The 15998-nt window shown below is 71.4% G+C and carries 14 protein-coding genes; 8 read left to right on the top strand and 6 right to left on the bottom strand.

The annotated features are described in order from the left end of the window. Positions 1-679: 679 nt before the first annotated feature. From C503_RS0118370 to C503_RS0118380, 3 genes are all read right to left on the bottom strand, one after another. The gene (locus tag C503_RS0118370; protein WP_018683686.1) at positions 680-1708 is read right to left on the bottom strand and encodes a hypothetical protein; all 1029 of its coding nucleotides are present in this window, start codon (positions 1706-1708) and stop codon (positions 680-682) included. Between the two features lie 82 nt (positions 1709-1790). After that, the gene (locus tag C503_RS0118375) at positions 1791-3707 is read right to left on the bottom strand and encodes an RNA polymerase sigma factor (protein WP_018683687.1); all 1917 of its coding nucleotides are present in this window, start codon (positions 3705-3707) and stop codon (positions 1791-1793) included. After that, positions 3708-4037 (bottom strand): YciI family protein, encoded by a 330-nt coding sequence (locus C503_RS0118380; protein WP_018683688.1) that lies wholly within the window; start codon positions 4035-4037, stop codon positions 3708-3710. It abuts the gene before it with no gap. Positions 4038-4183: 146 nt separating this feature from the next. On the opposite strand from C503_RS0118380, the gene C503_RS0118385 reads away from it, so the two are divergent. Beyond that, positions 4184-4783 (top strand): DUF998 domain-containing protein, encoded by a 600-nt coding sequence (locus C503_RS0118385; RefSeq protein WP_018683689.1) that lies wholly within the window; start codon positions 4184-4186, stop codon positions 4781-4783. 132 nt (positions 4784-4915) lie between these two features. Here the strand turns inward: C503_RS0118385 and C503_RS0118390 are convergent, their stop codons facing one another. Both C503_RS0118390 and C503_RS0118395 read right to left on the bottom strand, forming a co-directional pair. Continuing rightward, a complete protein-coding gene (locus C503_RS0118390) occupies positions 4916-5755 on the bottom strand; it encodes a helix-turn-helix domain-containing protein (RefSeq protein ID WP_018683690.1) in 840 nt (279 codons plus the stop codon). Positions 5756-5933: 178 nt separating this feature from the next. Continuing rightward, positions 5934-7154 carry a helix-turn-helix domain-containing protein gene (locus C503_RS0118395; RefSeq protein ID WP_033400777.1) on the bottom strand — a complete coding sequence of 407 codons (1221 nt, stop codon included), beginning with the start codon at positions 7152-7154 and terminating at the stop codon, positions 5934-5936. Here C503_RS0118395 and C503_RS39865 point away from each other — a divergent pair. Further along, complete coding sequence (locus C503_RS39865) at positions 7093-8307, top strand: NsdA family TPR-like regulatory protein (RefSeq protein WP_483756925.1); 1215 nt, start codon at positions 7093-7095, stop codon at positions 8305-8307. The two genes, C503_RS0118395 and C503_RS39865, sit on opposite strands and share 62 nt — an antisense overlap. A gap of 2 nt (positions 8308-8309) precedes the next feature. Here C503_RS39865 and C503_RS0118405 read toward each other — a convergent pair whose 3' ends face one another. Next, positions 8310-9044, bottom strand: a complete 735-nt coding sequence (locus C503_RS0118405) for an SDR family NAD(P)-dependent oxidoreductase (RefSeq protein WP_018683693.1) — start codon at positions 9042-9044, stop codon at positions 8310-8312. A gap of 89 nt (positions 9045-9133) precedes the next feature. Between C503_RS0118405 and C503_RS0118410 the strand changes: the two genes are divergently transcribed. From C503_RS0118410 to C503_RS39875, 6 genes are all read left to right on the top strand, one after another. Then, the gene (locus C503_RS0118410; RefSeq protein WP_018683694.1) at positions 9134-9727 is read left to right on the top strand and encodes a TetR/AcrR family transcriptional regulator; all 594 of its coding nucleotides are present in this window, start codon (positions 9134-9136) and stop codon (positions 9725-9727) included. Between the two features lie 256 nt (positions 9728-9983). After that, complete coding sequence (locus C503_RS0118415) at positions 9984-11591, top strand: ABC transporter substrate-binding protein (protein ID WP_018683695.1); 1608 nt, start codon at positions 9984-9986, stop codon at positions 11589-11591. Continuing rightward, positions 11588-12526 (top strand): ABC transporter permease, encoded by a 939-nt coding sequence (locus C503_RS0118420; protein ID WP_018683696.1) that lies wholly within the window; start codon positions 11588-11590, stop codon positions 12524-12526. Before C503_RS0118415 ends, C503_RS0118420 begins: the two co-directional genes overlap by 4 nt. After that, positions 12519-13355 (top strand): ABC transporter permease, encoded by an 837-nt coding sequence (locus C503_RS0118425; protein WP_018683697.1) that lies wholly within the window; start codon positions 12519-12521, stop codon positions 13353-13355. The genes C503_RS0118420 and C503_RS0118425 overlap by 8 nt, the downstream gene beginning before the upstream one ends. Next, the gene (locus C503_RS39870) at positions 13352-14959 is read left to right on the top strand and encodes a dipeptide ABC transporter ATP-binding protein (protein ID WP_018683698.1); all 1608 of its coding nucleotides are present in this window, start codon (positions 13352-13354) and stop codon (positions 14957-14959) included. The genes C503_RS0118425 and C503_RS39870 overlap by 4 nt, the downstream gene beginning before the upstream one ends. Before the next feature lie 67 nt (positions 14960-15026). Further along, complete coding sequence (locus C503_RS39875; RefSeq protein WP_018683699.1) at positions 15027-15887, top strand: helix-turn-helix domain-containing protein; 861 nt, start codon at positions 15027-15029, stop codon at positions 15885-15887. Positions 15888-15998: the final 111 nt, after the last annotated feature.

The following is a 15998-nucleotide window of genomic DNA, read 5'->3' on the forward strand; positions in this document are numbered from 1 at the left end:
CGCCGCCGCGGCCAACGCCAGCAACGACCCCACCGGATACCGCACACCCCGCCGATCCCGCGGATCAGGCACCCGAGCCAGATAATCCCGCAGGTCAGCCACCCACTCCACACCCCGCCCCGGCACCACACCCAGGGCCAGACGATCGAACGCAGCAGGCATCAGGCAGGATTCCACCACGGGCACGGCTCTCCAACGATCATGCGACATCAGCAATCACATGATCAACGAGACCGTGCCCGACCCATACACCGGGCAACCGACTTTGCCGACCCCCTGCCGGGAGGGAGGGGGCGTGCCCTGGGGCGGCTCGCGCGGGGGAGAGATCGAATTCGCCGGGGCAGGGCGGGCCGCTGGTCGCGGAGGCTTGGCGTGGGTTGTCCACAAGGGGGCGAACTCGTCCACAGGGGCGACCGAGGGGTATTGACAGGGCGGCGTGATCGTTAATCTTCCTATGGGCCCGCCCCCGGGTGGGTGGGGGCGTGTTTTGCGGTGCGGGGATGGGCGGGAAAAGAGACCGGGGTCATTCGATTGTGTGAGTGGGATCGAGTTGTGCACAGGGCTGCGGAGTTGTCCACAGGCATGGACGGAAGGCGTCGACCGGGCGGCGGAATCGGTAGCGTCGGCGGGGTGGGGTGTTCGCGGCGAAAAACAGGGGGCGGGCGTGGACTGGTCGGGGTCAGCGGAGTGCGGCGATGAGGAGTACCGGGTTGACACCCGCAGCTTCGGCGAGGTCGCGGACTATCTGGGGCATGGGGACCAGTGGGTGGGTCTCGCGGGTCGGGGGCATGGCCTCGTCGCCGCCGAAGAGGGTCAACGGGGTGCTGGCGGGGCCCAAGTGATAGACGCGCCAGCGGGGGACGGTGGACTCGGCAATCGCGATCCGGGAGTCGGCCACCAGGATCACGGTGGACTTCTTGGCGTTGCGGGCGATGACGACGCACGGGGCGCCCGCGATCGTGGCGGCGCGGGCGGCGAAGCGGCGGGGGTTGCGGAACTCGCCGTCGACGACCCAGGCGCCGTCGTGACGTTCGGCGGGGATCTCGGCGTCGGTGAACTTCTCGCGCAGGAGCGCGTCGGGGTCGTCCTCCGCGGTCAGTGCCAGGTCGATCAGGGCGCGCAGCTCGCCGTCGCCGACGGTGCTGGCCTGGGGGTGGTGGGCGGTGTGGAAGCGGTCGACGAGAGCCGGGTCGGCGAGGGCGATCCGGTCGCGGGTGTCGCGCCAGACGTCGGCGGCGACGTGGTCGCGTTCCGCGACACCGTCGGGTTTGGTGTCCTGGCGCAGCAGGGCGACGCACAGGGCGCCCAGCGCGACCGCGAACTCGGTCACCGGACCGGGCAGGGCGGCGTACTCGTCGTCGGTCGGCAGCAGCACGGTCACCAGGGCCGCGAGCTCGGCGCGCCAGCTCTCGTCGCGTTCCCAGACGCCGTGCGCGAGGAGTTCGACGTAGAGGACGGTGACGAGGGTGCGCAGCTCCATCGGCTGCGGGTCGGCGACGACCGCGCGGCCCAGCTTGCCGGTGCGGCGCCGCCACGCGGCCGCGTCGGTCGGAGTCGGGATGGTCGTGCCGCGGTACACGAGGTCGGTCAGGCCGGGGCCGAGGGACGAGTCGGGTTCGGCCAGCGCGCGCAGCAGGTCGGTCTCGAACTGCCTGCCCAGGGTGTCGTCGGTGAACAGGAGCGCGGGATCAAGATCGGGCAGACGCATTCCCGCATCGTGTCCTCCCCGGGGCCCCGCTGTGCGGCATCAGTGAGGAACTCCACTCGAAGATGGGGCGTAGCTCGTACGCTCACGTCTCCCGCGGCCTCAGCTGTCGGAGCGTGTACCCGTTGGGGTGTAAGGCTTTGGTGGATTGTTTGAACAGATACTCAGCACGCTCGTAGGACAGACGGGTGTGACCTGTGTCGGGGCAGCGGTCGCGCGCGTTCGTGGAGCGGCGTTCGGTGACGAACACCGGACCGCGGGTGCGAGCGCCGAGGAGTGCGGGGAGCAAGCGGGCAGTCCCGGCACGCCAGGCAATCCACCCCGACCCGGTACGCGCGCGCCGGTCGTCCAGATCGAGGTCCTCGATATCCAGCGACAGCACTGCCCGGACAGGAGCGGCGGACTCACGCAACAGCAACCACAACACACGCTCGCGCACCGGCAGGTCGCGGTCGAACAGCGCGGCCAGCCGGTCGTCGGGGATGGACTCGGTGGGCGCGCCGGTCTCGGCAAGCCGGGGCAGGTCGTCGGCCAGGTGTGCGGCGTCCGCCCACAGCGCGAACATCCGCAACGCCGAGCGGTGCCGGTTCCAGGTCTTCGGCGAGGCGGTCCCCCACGCGGACCGGAACGCCCGGTGCACCTCCGCGGCCGTCATCGCCGACAGCGGGACCCGCTCCCCCACCGTGAGCCGCAACCGCCGCAGGGTCTGGCCGTACGAGCGGAGCGTGTCGGGCCCGAGGTCGTCGCGGGCGAGAAAGGCGTCCGCGGTCGCGCCGAGAGTCGGACCCGCGGTCTCGTCGGCGGCGAGGTCGTCCGCGCGGCGCAGCAGGAACGCGCGCTCAGCGGCGTTCACGGTCAGACCCGCGGCGCGTTCGAACTCACGGCGGGCATCGACCGTGCGTCCCAGCCGCACCAGAAGATCGCCGCGCACGCCCGGGAGCAGGTGGTACTCACGCAGCGCCGGATCGTCGGCCAGCGTGTCGACCAACGCCAGCCCCGCCGCGGGCCCGTGCGCCATGCCGACCGCGACGGCCTGGTTGAGCCGCACGACCGGCGTGGGCACCTGCCGCGCCAACGCCTCGTAGAGCGCGGCGATCTGCGCCCAGTCGGTGTCCTCGGCCCGGCTCGCCCGCGCATGGCACACCGCGATGGCGGCCTGCAGCACATACGGGCCGGGCGGGCCGCCGATCTCACGCGCCCGCAGCAACGCGGTGAAACCCCGCCGGATCAGCAGCGGATCCCACCGGCCCCGGTTCTGCTCGTGCAGCTGGACCGGCTCCCCCGACGGCCCGGTGCGCGCCGCCGAGCGGGAGGCCTGGATCTCCATCAACGCGACCAGCCCGTGCGCCTCGGCGGCGTCCGGCACGAGATCGGCGAGCAACCGCCCGAGCCGCAACGCCTCCAGGCACAGGCCGGGGCGCAGCAGGTCGTCGCCGGAGGTCGCCGAGTAGCCCTCGTTGAACACGAGGTAGACGACCTCCAGCACCGATGACAACCGCTCGGCCGGGTCCGCGGGCAGGTCGAACCCGACCCCGGCCAGCGCCCGCTTGGCGGCGGCGACCCGGCGCGCGATCACCGGCGGGTCGACCAGGAAGGCGCGGGCGATCTCCTCCACGGTGAGCCCACCCACGAGCCGCAGCGTCAACGCGACGCGCTCGCGGGTGGGCAGCACCGGGTGGCAGGACAGGAACATCAGCCGCAGCACGTCGTCCGGCGCCTCGGCGGGCGCGGACTCCGGTTCGCGGGCCAACTCCTCCTGCTTGCGGGCCAGCCGCTCGGCCCGCCGGAGGTGGTCGACGGCGCGCCGCTTGGCAACGGCGGTCAACCAGGCCCCGGGGTTGTCCGAGATCCCGGACTCCGGCCACTGTTCGAGGGCCGCGACCAGGGTGTCGTGGGCCAGCTCCTCGGCCAGGCCGACATCGCGCACCAGCCGGGTCAGCGCGCCGACCACCTTGGCGGCCTCCAGCCTCCAGACGGCCTCCACCGCCCGGCGGACGTCCATCTACGGGCCGAAGACCTGCTGGACGACGCTCACCCCGTCACCGACGATCCGGCGGAAGCGGCGGGCCAGCTCCAGGGCCTCCTCCTCGGAGCGCACCTCGATCAGGGCGAACCCGGCGACGACCTCCTTGGCCTCGGTGAACGGGCCGTCGGTGACGGTGATCTCGTCGCCCGTGGAGGTGAGCCGCAGGCCGGTCGGGGCGAGCCCGCCGGTGGCGAGCAGGACACCGGTCGCGGTCATCTCCTCGATGAACTTGCCCATCTCGGTGAACAGGCGCTCGTCGGGCGGGGTCTCGGCGCCGGTGGCCAGGGACGTCATCAGGTAACGCATGGGTCGCTCCGCTCTCTCGGGTGTCCGGCGTGGCTGCCGCACACCCCGACGTCGAACGAGTGTATGTGACAGGGAATGGCCGCATTCCCTGTCACATGAGCCAGGGCGACGTGTGGGCAGATCCCCACCTGGAAGGAACCGACCCCATGACCGCCATCGCCACCCCCACCCCCGTTCGCGTCGCCCCACTGGCGGGCGTGCTCGCCGCGCCGCTCTGGTCGATCGTGTCGCTGACCCAGGCGGCGACGCGGGAGGGTTTCGACCTGACCCGCCACCCGCTCAGCGCGTTGAGCAACGGCTCGCCGGGCTGGCTCCAGATCGCCAACTTCGTCGTCGCGGGCGTGCTGATGTTCGTCGGCGCGAGCGCGCTACCCGGCACCTGGGCACCGCGCCTGGTGCGGCTGGCGGGCGTCGGCATGGTCGCCGCGGGCGTGTTCACCATGGACGCGGGCGGCGGCTTCCCCGTCGGCACCCCCACCCCGACCACACTGAGCTGGCACGGCTACGGCCACATGGCCGCGGGCACGCTCACGTTCGCCACCCTGATCGCCGCCTGCTACGTCCTCGCCCGCCACCTGCCCGGCCGCGCGGCGTGGCTCGCCCGCGCCGCGGGTACGGCCCTGCTGATCGGCGACCTGTGGGCGATGTCGGGTGCCCCGGCGGGTTCTCTGACCCTCGCCATCGGAGCAATCGCCGCGATGGCCTGCGTGTCAGTCGTGACCGCCCGCTACCGCACCGGTTCCTGACCCCGCTACGGCCTGCTCGCCCGAGCAGGCCGTACACGATCTCGATGACGACCGAGAAACCCGGTCCCACGAACAACACCACCCGCCACACGGGCAGTCGCCTGGACCCCGCAGCGGGCGACACCCTCATGATCACCCGATCAGCCCGGTCACCCCGCACACTTCGCCGATCAACGCGAGCGAGTCGAGCGGCGGCAACGCCCGGTGCCGGACCGACCGGGCGTCCCGCTCGTGGCCGCGCACGTCGTCCGGCCGATGCACCCACATCCCGACGAACCGGTTGTCGACCAATGCCGTTCGCAGCCCCAGGGAATCGAGAATCGCGGTATCCCCGCCCAGACCGGGATGCCAGCCCGCTTCCAGCGGAAGAACCCGGAGGTCGACGTCGGGCAGGCGCGCGACCTCGGCCAGGTATTCCAGCTGTGCGGTCGCGATAGCGTCGCCACCGATGCGCTGCCGGAGCGCGGCCTCACCGAGCACCACGGTCAACGCGACTGCTTGATGCCTGGTGAGAACCTTCTGCCGTTCGGTCTGCGCGGCCGCACCCACGCTGATCTCCTGATCCGATTTCCCCTCGGCCCGGAGAACCACGGCGGTGGTCGCGGGAGTCCGCAACAGGTCGGGAATCATCTCGCAACAGACATACGTGATCCGCGTGGCAACACGCTCGAACTCACGACGCGCCGCACGCTGGACCTCCCGCTCCCCCGCCGACGCGGCGATCCAACAACCCCCGTCGGACTCCCGCGCCAACGCCATGGCCTGGGCGAACACCGACCGCCGCGCCCCGAGCGCCCCCAACACATACCCGGCGTGCTCCGGCGCGGGCACCCGTTCCCCACTTTCCCACCGCGACAACGTCGGCGCGTCCCGCCCCACCATCAACCCGAGCTTGTGCAGCGAAAGCCCACTCTCCTTCCGCGCCTGCCGCAACAACAATCCCAACGCGATCGCTTGAGGTGTCCTCGCCACGCATCCTCACCAAGGCTCTCATTCCTGAAGACCCGTTCGCGGGCCCGATTCCGGGGCCGACCGCCCGGGAATCAGAGTGGCGCGTGGCCGCCAACAGGTGAAGCGACACGGCTTCATAGCCGCCACGAACGCGCAAGCGGCCTAGGACACATTGTCCTAGGCCGCTTGTTCCTGTCCGTCAGACCTCGATTTCGAGGCGGTCCGCCAGTTGCTGGACCGGCGCCCGGCGCCTTTTGGCTCGTTCGGCGAGTTCACGAACGGTCTGACGCCCGAGCGTGTGGTACCGGAGCCATTCCGGGGTGACGCGTTCGGCTTCGAGCAACCGGTCCACGGCCGCCTCGTCCTGATCGAGTTCGCTGTGCGCGATGGCCAGGTCCAGCAGGTAGCGGGACCGCCAGGTGGGCGGCACCCAGCCATCGGCGGGCACGTCGTCCGCCAACACCAGTGCCCGGTCGAACCGCTCGGTCTCCACCGCGGCGTTAACCGCGGCGATGCCCGCGTTGGTGGGGCCGAACGGGGTGGCGTAGAGGTTGTGATCACGGCCGACCCGGGCGGCCGCCATCCGGGCCAGTCCCAGGTGCTCCTCGCCGCGATCGGCGTGCTTGTCCCGCACGGCCGCGCTCGCCGCCCGCAGCATCAGGATTCCCCATACCGCCACGCGGCGCGGCGCGTCCCGGATGAAGTCGGGGTCCAACGCCGCGGCCTGCCGCAACGCCGCCGCCTCCGCGTCGGCCAGGCGTCCCTGTTTGAGGAAGACCCACGACAACGCCGAGACGTTCATGGCGTGCAGCAGCTCATCGTCCGACCGCTCGGCGGCTTCCTGGGCCCGAACCAGGCCGAGGTAGCCCAGGTCGGGCTTCCCGAGCCCGGTCATCATGGTCGACGCGATCTGCAGGACCTCCGACAACAGACCGAAGGCGGCGACCTGGTCGGCTCCGGACAGGGCGTGCGTGGCCGCGCGCGCTTCGGCCAGCAGTCCGGGCAACATCGCCCCGAGCTGGGCGAAGCTGCCGTGCTGCCGGATCCGCTCCGCCTCGACCAGCGCCACCCTCAGCTGCCCGATGTCCGGCGGCTGGTCGTCGAAGACGTTGTCATCGCCCAATCCCGGGAAATAGTCCAGCGCGCTCAGCTCGTCGCGGATGGCCAGGATGCCGACCGCTTCCTCGTCCACGCCCGCCTGGATGGCGCCCACCTGGCCGAGCAACTGGGAGAGCTCGATGTCGAGCGCCCGCGCCATCCGGGTCAGCGAGCTCATACTCGCGGTGTGCCGGACCTCCTGCTCCAGCTTTCGCACCAGATCGGCGCTGACCTCGGCCCGTTCGGCCAGCTGCTCCTGGGTGAGCTGGCGCCGTTTGCGCGCCCGTTTGATCCGCACGCCCAGACTCGCATCGTCACTCACGGCGTTGTTCACCTCCGAAGGAGACACGGCCGTCACCTCACGGTACGGGTTCACCGGGCTCCGGCAAGCCTGCCGACGCGGATCAGACTTCTCCGGCACGCGGGCTCGTGCCGCTACCGTGGGCTCATCCCACCCGTTCGAAGGGGGTGACGACGTGGAACGGCAGATGTTTCTGCGGCTGCTCGCGGGATCCGTCGCCGGGGCGGCATTCATCGATGCGCCTGACCTGAGCGCAGCACGACCGTCTCGGCTCGGGCAGACCGACGTGGATCAGGTGCGCGGGATGGCGCGCGTGTTCGCCGGGCTCGACCACCAGGTAGGCAGCGGGCTGTCCGCGCAGGCGGTCGTGGCGCAGCTCGACAGCTCGGCACAGTTGTTGCACGGCCGGTTCGGCGCCGAGACGACCCGGCTTCGGTTGTTCTCCGCCGTCGCCGATCTCGCCGATGTCGCGGGTGGAATGTGTTTCGACGCGGGCAGACACACCGAGGCCGAGCGTTGTTTCCGGTTCGCCGTCGGTGCCGCCGTCGAGGCCGGCGACTGGGACATGCGAGCCAAGGCGCTGTCCGGGTTGGCGAATCTCGCCGTGCATCAGGAACGGCCAGACGACGCGTTGAGCTACGCCGAGGCCGCGCTGGTGCGGGCCGACCGGCTCGACCCGGTGGTGCGGGCAGTCACGCACTCGCGACATGCCCGAGCCCTCGGATCGGCCGGTCGGCACCGGGAGAACGACTGTCTGGCCGCCGTGGACCGGGCGAGGGGGGCGTTCACCCGCACCGGCGACGAGCCGGAGTGGGTCTCCTACTACAGCCCCGCTCACCTCGACCGCGATCTCGGTCGGGCCTTCCTGAACCTGGCCCTGGAAGGCGGCGACCACACCGCCGCCCAGGCACATCTCACCGCCGCGGTCGCGGGCTTCCCGGACACGGCCTCCCGGGGCAGGACCCTGGCCATCGCCAACCTCGCGCACCTCACCATGGTGCGCGACGACCCGCGCCACGCCGCCGCGCTCGGTCATAGCGCGCTCGACGGGCTCGGTTCAATCCGGTCGGACCGCGTCGCCGAGGCGCTGCGTCGGATGCGGCGAGCGGGCGCCAGGCACAACGACATCCCCGCGGTGCGGGAACTGAACCACCGTGTCCTGAGCGCGGTATAGCGTCAGGCGGTCTGGCCGCCGTCGACGGTGATCGTGGTGCCGGTGATGTGGCCGCCCGCCGGGCCTGCCAGGTGGACGACCGTGTCGGCGATGTCGGTGGCCGTTCCGTAATGCCCCAGGGCACTCGTCACCAGCTGTCCCGGCGCCTGGGGTCCGGCGGCCGGGTTCATGTCGGTGTCCGTCGATCCCGGCTGGACCAGGTTCACGGTGATCCCCCTCGGCCCGAGATCCCGGGCCAACCCCCTGGTCAGCCCGGACAACGCCGCCTTCGTCATGGTGTAGAGGGTCTTGCCCGGCACCGCCCGGTCGGCCAGGTTGCTGCCGATGTTGACGATCCGGCCGCCCGACCCCAGCAGCGGGATGGCCGCGCGGATGGCCGTGAACACCGCTCGGACGTTCACGTCCAGCACCCGGTCGTACTCCTCGTCGGTCACCTCTTCGAGTGGTCCCGCGACGAAGACGCCCGCGTTGTTGACCACCACGTCCAGGCGGCCCAGGTCCGCGGCGACGGACCGGACCGCGTCCGCCACCGCGCCATGATCGTCGGCGGGGGTCTTGCAGACCAGGGCCCGCCTGCCCAGTGCGGTGATGTCGTCGGCGACCGCGTTCGCCCGGTCGGCCGCCGCGTGGTAGGTCAGCGCCACGTCGGCGCCCGCCGCCGCGAGGCCGCGGGCGATGGCGGCGCCGATTCCCCGGCTCCCGCCGGTGACCAGCGCGACCCGTCCGTCCAGTGTCATGGCCTACCCCCTGATGAATTGTGCATCGAACGCTGCTTAATACCCTCGCACGGGTACGCTCGGCGTGTCAACGCGCGGGAGGAGGCGGCATGCCGGGCCGGGGACGTCCGCGCGGCTTCGACCGGGACGCCGCGTTGCGGACCGCGATGCGCCTGTTCTGGGCGCGCGGGTACGAGGGCGTGGCGATCAGCGACCTCACCGCCGAGATGGGCATCGGCACGCGCAGCCTCTACACCGCGTTCGGCAGCAAGGAACGCCTCTTCCGCGAGGCCGTCGACCTCTACGCCGCCCTCGACGACACCGCGGGCTACTGCGACCTGCCCACCGCCCGCGACACCGTCGAGCGCCTGCTGCGCGCCCGCGCCGCCGCCTACGTCGACCCGGCCACCCCGCCCGGCTGCATGATCGTCCTCGCGGCCACCAACACCAGCCAGGACAACGACGCGGTGCGCGACTTCCTCGCCGGGATCCGCGCCCGCGACCGGGACCTGCTCACCACCCGCCTGGCCAAGGCCAGGGCCGACGGCGAGGTGCCGACGGCCACGGACCCGGACACCGTCGTCGCCTTCTATCTCTCCGTCCTGTATGGATTGTCGATGCACGCCAAGGACGGCCGGTCCGCCGCCGAGCTCGACGCCGTGGTCGACACCGCCATGGCCGTCTGGGACATGGTCGTCGGCTGATCGGCCGCCACCCGCTGTCGATCGAGTTTGACACCTCCATCGGACCGATCGAGGTCGTGCCAGGGTTCCGGTGCGGCCCACCAGCAAGATTCCACCATCCGGGACGCCGCTCCCCCACCGTGGAACCGACGAATCCCTTGTCGATTAAGGACATCCGCGTCAAGGACGACCACAGTGTGGACGGCGGGTACCAGCACGGTTGATCGCGGTTAGCGTGGCCGTGCTGGTCCGCTGTTCCACCGCTGGAGGGTCTCCCGTGTTCACTCGCGCGCGCCGGGTCGTCGGTCTCGGTTCGGTGCTCCTGTTCGCCGCCGCCTGCGGCACGACCGGTGCGGCGACGACCGCCGTCGACGCGGGGCCGCCGCGGTCGGGCGGCACGCTGCGGCTGGGCATCTCGTCCAATCCGGACTGCCTGGACCCGCAGCAGGTCGGCACCAACGCCGCGCTCAACGTCGGGCGGCAGCTGGTGGACTCGCTCACCGACCAGGACCCGGCCGACGGCGCGATCAAGCCGTGGCTGGCCGAGAAGTGGGAGGTCAACGCCGACTCGACCGCATTCACCTTCCACCTCCGAGCAGGCGCCACGTTCTCCGACGGCGCACCGGTCGACGCGAACGCGGTGAAATCCAGTCTCGACGGTGCCAAAGCGCTCGGTGCGAAGGGGCCACTCGCGTCGAGTTACCTCGCGGCCTACAAGGGTTCGGAGATCGTCGACCCGCTCACCGTGCGGGTGGACTTCTCCGCGCCGAGCGCCCAGTTCCTCCAGGCATCGTCCACGATGTCGCTCGGCCTGCTCTCCCCCGCCGCGTACAAGAAGACACCGGAGCAGCGTTGCCAGGGTGACGGGCTCATCGGGTCCGGGCCGTTCGTGTTCGAGAGCTTCAAGCAGAACCAGCAGGTCGTCATCACCAAACGCAAGGGCTACGCCTGGGGCTCGCCGCTGTGGCAGCACCCCGGTGATGCCTATCTCGACCGCGTCGAGTACCGCATCGTGCCCGAGCCGGGGGTGCGCAGCGGCAGTCTCGCCTCGGGGCAGCTGGACGCGATCACCGACGTGCAACCGGTGGACGAGCCTCAGTTCACTGGCAACGGTTTCACCGAGCCGGTCCGCGCCAACCCGGGCATCGTGTTCAACCTGACCGCGAACACCACGCGCGGCGTGCTGACCGACGCGAGGGTGCGCCAGGCCGTGTCCAAGGGCATCAACCGGCAGGAGGTCACCGACACCGTCCTGACCAAGAACTACAAGCCCGCCACCAGCGTCCTGGGCGCCGCCACCCCGCTGCACCTCGACCTCGCCAAGGAGCTGGCCCACGACCCGGCGGGCGCGGCCGCGCTGCTGGACTCGGCGGGCTGGCGGCCGGGCCCGGACGGCATCCGGGTCAGGGACGGGCAGCGACTGTCCGCGGCCGTGATCTTCTCCGCGGTGTTCAACCAGAACCAGAGCGCGCTGGAGCTGATCCAGCAGCAGCTCCGCAAGATCGGGTTCGACCTGCGGATCGAGCTGCACACCAACGCCGAGACCACCCAGCTGCAGATCGCGGGCGACTACGACTTCCTCTGGTACAACGTGACCCGCGCCGACCCGGACATCCTGCGGCAGACGTTCTCCACCAAGGCTTCCAACCGCAGCAAGCTCGCCCAGGGCGGTCCGCTGGACGCGGCGCTGGACAAGCAGTCCGCCACCGTCGACCCGGCCGAGCGCAAACCGGCGGCCGAGGAGGCGCAGCGGATCATCGTCGAGCAGGCCTACTCGATCCCGGTGTTCGAGCTGACGCAGGTGTGGGGCATCGGGCCGAAGGCGCACGGGGTGGCGTTCGAGGCGTCGTCGCGGCTGCGGCTGTTCGACGCCTGGGTGTCATGACCGGGGTGCCGCGCCGGTTGGCGCAGGCGGTGGTCGTGCTGTGGGCGGCGTTCACGCTGTCGTTCGTGATCCTCTACCTGCTGCCCGGCGACGCCGCGCTGGCCAGGCTGGGCGGCGGCGAGGGCGTGACGGCGACGCCCGCGGAGATCGCCGCCGTCCGGGCCGAGTACGGGCTGGACGACTCGCTGGTGGTGCAGTACGGCAAGCGTTTGCTGGCCGCACTGCACGGTGACTTCGGCACGTCGGTGATCACCGGGGACACCGCGACGCACATGGTGTTCGGCGCGCTGCCGTCGACGTTGGCGCTCACCGGTCTGGCGTTGGTGCTCGCGGTCGTCTTCGGCGCGGGCGTGGCCGTCCTCGGCACCTACACGCGGGTGCGGTGGCTGGGCAACCTGTTGCTGTCGCTGCCGCCGCTGGGCACGTCGCTGCCGTCCTTCTGGGTGGGACTGGTGCTCATCCAGGTGTTCTCCTTCCAGCTGCGGTGGGTGCCCGCGATCGGGTCGGACGGGTTCGTGTCGGTGGTGCTGCCCGCGATCACGCTGGCCCTGCCGACCGGCGCGGTGATCGGGCAGGTGTTGGCCAAGAGCCTGCGCACCCAGCTCGGCGAGTCCTATGTGGAGATCGTACTGGCGAAGGGCGCGAGCCGCCGTCGAGTCCATTTCGGACACGCGCTGCGGAACGCCGCGCTGCCCGCGGTGACGCTGGTCGGCGTGGTGTTGGGGAACCTGTTGGCGGGCACGGTGGTGACCGAGGCGGTGTTCTCCCGGGACGGTGTCGGGCGGGTCACGGCCGCGGCGGTCGGGACCCAGGACATCCCGGTGGTACAGGCGGTGATCGTGCTGTCGGCGTTCTTCTTCGTACTGATCAACCTCGCGGTCGACCTGCTCTACCCGCTGCTGGACCCGCGACTTCGGGCGGTGACCCGTGGCTGACGTGCTCACCCGGGCGAACACCCGGTTCGTGTTGCGCCGTCCCGGTCTCGTGCTGGCGGTGGTGGTGTTGGCGGGCGCGTTGCTCGCGGCGATCGCGCCGACGTTGTTCACCGGACAGGACCCGATCTCCGGCGTACCCGCCGAACGGTTACAGGGTCCGTCGGCGGCTCACCTGTTCGGAACAGACGAAACAGGCCGGGACGTGTTCACGCGGGTGGTGCACGGCGCGGCACTGTCGTTGTGGGCCACTGTTCTCGCGGTGGTGGTGTCACTGGTCGTCGGCGCGGCGTTCGGGCTCCTCGCGGGCTTCCGGGGCGGGGTACCGGACGCGGTCGTGATGCGGATCGTCGATGTGGTGCAGGCGATCCCGGCGGTGCTGCTGTCGCTCGCGCTCGTCACCGCGCTGGGGTTCGGCACCACGAACGTGGCCATCGCGGTCGGGCTGGCGAACCTGGCCACGTTCGCCCGGTTGATGCGCGCCGAGGTGCTGCGGGTGCGGTCGGGCGTGTTCGTGGAGGCCGCCCGCGCGGGTGGCGTGCGGTGGTCGGGTGTGCTGGCGCGGCACGTGCTGCCGAACGCGCTGGGGCCGGTGCTGGTGCTGGCCACGATCAACTTCGGCACGGCGGTGCTGGAGGTGTCCGCGCTGAGCTTCCTCGGCTACGGCGCGCCGCCGCCGACGCCCGAGTGGGGGTCGCTGGTGGCGGGCGGCCGGAGCTTCCTGGCCACCGCGTGGTGGATGACGACGTTCCCGGGCCTGGTCGTGGCGGCGGTCGTGCTGTCGGCGAACCGGGTGGCGCGGGCGCTGGACGGCGAACGGAGGCAGGCGTGAGCCCGCTGCTGGAGATCCGCGGCCTGGCCGTGTCCTACCGCGCCCGGCGCGGTGTGCTGCCCGCGGTGCGCGGGGTCGACCTGACCGTCCACACCGGAGAGATCGTCGCGGTGGTCGGCGAGTCCGGGTCGGGCAAGAGCACGACCGCGCACGCCGCCATCGGATTGTTGCCGCGCGGCGGGACGATCGAGGCGGGCACCATCACCTTCGACGGCCAAGACCTGACGCGGCTGTCGGAACGCGGCTGGCAGGCGGTTCGTGGGACCGGCATCGCGTTGGTCCCGCAGGATCCGACGGTGTCGTTGAACCCGGTGCGACGCATCGGCGACCAGGTCGCGGAAGTGTTGCTCGTGCACCGGTTGGCCGCCGGCCGGGACGCGGCGACCCGGGCCGTCGAATTGTTGCGACGCGCCGGGATCGGTGAGCCGGAGCGGCGGGCGCGGCAGTACCCGCACGAGCTGTCCGGTGGTCTGCGGCAGCGGGTGCTGATCGCGATCGCGCTGGCGGGCGACCCGCGCCTGATCATCGCGGACGAGCCGACGAGCGCGCTGGACGTGACCGTGCAGCGGGAGATCCTCGACCACTTGGAGCACTTGGCCGCCGAGTCGGGTACGGCCGTCTTACTGATCACGCACGACCTGGGCGTTGCGGCGGACCGGGCCCGGCGGATCGCGGTCATGTCCGAGGGGCGGGTGGTCGAGGAGGGGCCGACGCGGGAAATCCTGGGCGCGCCGCGACAGCCGTACACGCGGGCGTTGTTGTCGGCGGCTCCCAGTCTGTCCCGGGAGCCGTTGCGGCCCCGGCGACCGGCCGGTTCCGACGTGTTGCTGTCGGTGTCGGGACTGGGCAAGTCGTTCCGGGATACGCGGGCGGTGGACGACGTCTCGTTCACGGTCGCCCGCGGCCGGACGCTGGCGCTGGTCGGCGAGTCGGGTTCGGGGAAGACGACGACCGCGCGCATGGTGGTCGGCCTGGAGACCCCGTCGGCCGGGACGGTGACCTTCGACGGGCGAGAGATCACCGCGTTGGCGGGCGAGGAGTTGCGTTTGTTGCGGAAACGGTTCCAGATCGTCTACCAGAACCCGTACGCCTCGCTGAACCCCCGGTTCAGCATCGCGGACGTCATCACCGAGCCGTTGCGCGCCTTCGGCATCGGCTCGCGGGCCGAACGTCGTGCCCGCGCGGCCGAGCTGCTCGACCAGGTGGCGCTGCCCGCGTCGACGCTGGACCGCAGACCGGCGGAGCTGTCCGGCGGTCAACGGCAGCGAACCGCGATCGCCCGCGCCCTCGCGTTGCGCCCGGACCTGGTCGTGTACGACGAGCCGGTCTCGGCGCTGGACGTCTCGGTGCAGGCGCAGATCCTGGCGCTGCTGGTGTCGTTGCAGGAGGAACTGGGACTGACCTACCTGTTCATCACGCACGACCTGGCCGTGGTCCGCGAGATCGCCGACCACGTGGGCGTGATGCACGCGGGACGGCTGGTGGAACTGGGACCGGCCGACGAGGTGCTGACCCGGCCGCGCGAGCCGTACACGCGGGCACTGCTGGACGCCATCCCGGGACAGGAGTGGGACAGCGTCCCGGAACGTCCCGTGTCCGCATAGCGACGCGTTTTCAACCTGGCACTCGCCGGGTGTGTCACAGGGCCCGCGCGGCGGGGACACTGGGGCCATGGACACCGAGCTGGGCGCCTTCCTCCGCACCCGCCGGGCCCGCCTGCGGCCCGCCGACGTGGGTCTGACCTCGTACGGCGCGCGCCGCGTGCCCGGACTGCGCCGGGAGGAGCTGGCCCAGCTGGCCGGGGTCAGCGCCACCTACTACACCCGGTTGGAGCAGGGGCAGAGCCAGAACGCCTCCGACGACGTCCTCGACGCCATCGCCCGCGCGCTGCGGCTGGACGCCGACGAGACCGCCCACCTGCGCGACCTGGCCCGCCCGACCCGCAAGCGCCGCAGGCAGGCCCCGCGCCCGGAGGCGGCCCGGCCGGGCCTGGCCCACCTGGTCGAGTCGATGGCCGGGGTGGCGGCGCTGGTGCTCGACCGGCGCAACGACGTGCTCGCCTGGAACCGCCTGGGGCACCGCCTGCTGGCGGGCCACCACGACGTGCGCGCCCCCTCACGCGCGGCGGCCCGGCCCAACCTGATCCGGATGCTGTTCCTGGACCCGCACACGCGCGACCTGTACGCGCGGTGGAACGAGGAGGCCCGGCGCGCGGTGGCGTCCCTGCGGCTGATCGCCGGGCGGCATCCGGAGGACCGGCACCTCGCGGAGCTGGTCGGAGAACTGTGCGTGAAGAGCCCGGAGTTCAGTGCGTTGTGGACTCGCCATCCGGTGCTGAACTGCGTGCACGGAGTGAAGCATCTCGCCCATCCGGTGGTCGGGGCGATGGAGTTGCACTACGAGGTCGTGCACACGCACGACGAGACCGGTCACCGGTTGATGCTGTTCAGCGCCGAGCCGTGCACCCCGTCGGAGGCGGCTCTGCGATTACTGGAGCACGAGCCGGTGTTCGAGGAACTCCCGCAATCCTGACACCATCGTCCACTGGACGGCACGCGCGAGCCTGTCCCTGCCAGTGCCAGTCACGCCGGGAGTAGGCAGCACGGGATTCTGGTTGGCCACGCGGACAACGGCGAGTCTGGG

Origin of the sequence: Actinokineospora enzanensis DSM 44649 (assembly GCF_000374445.1) — a bacterium.
Classification (GTDB): Bacteria; Actinomycetota; Actinomycetes; order Mycobacteriales; family Pseudonocardiaceae; genus Actinokineospora; species Actinokineospora enzanensis.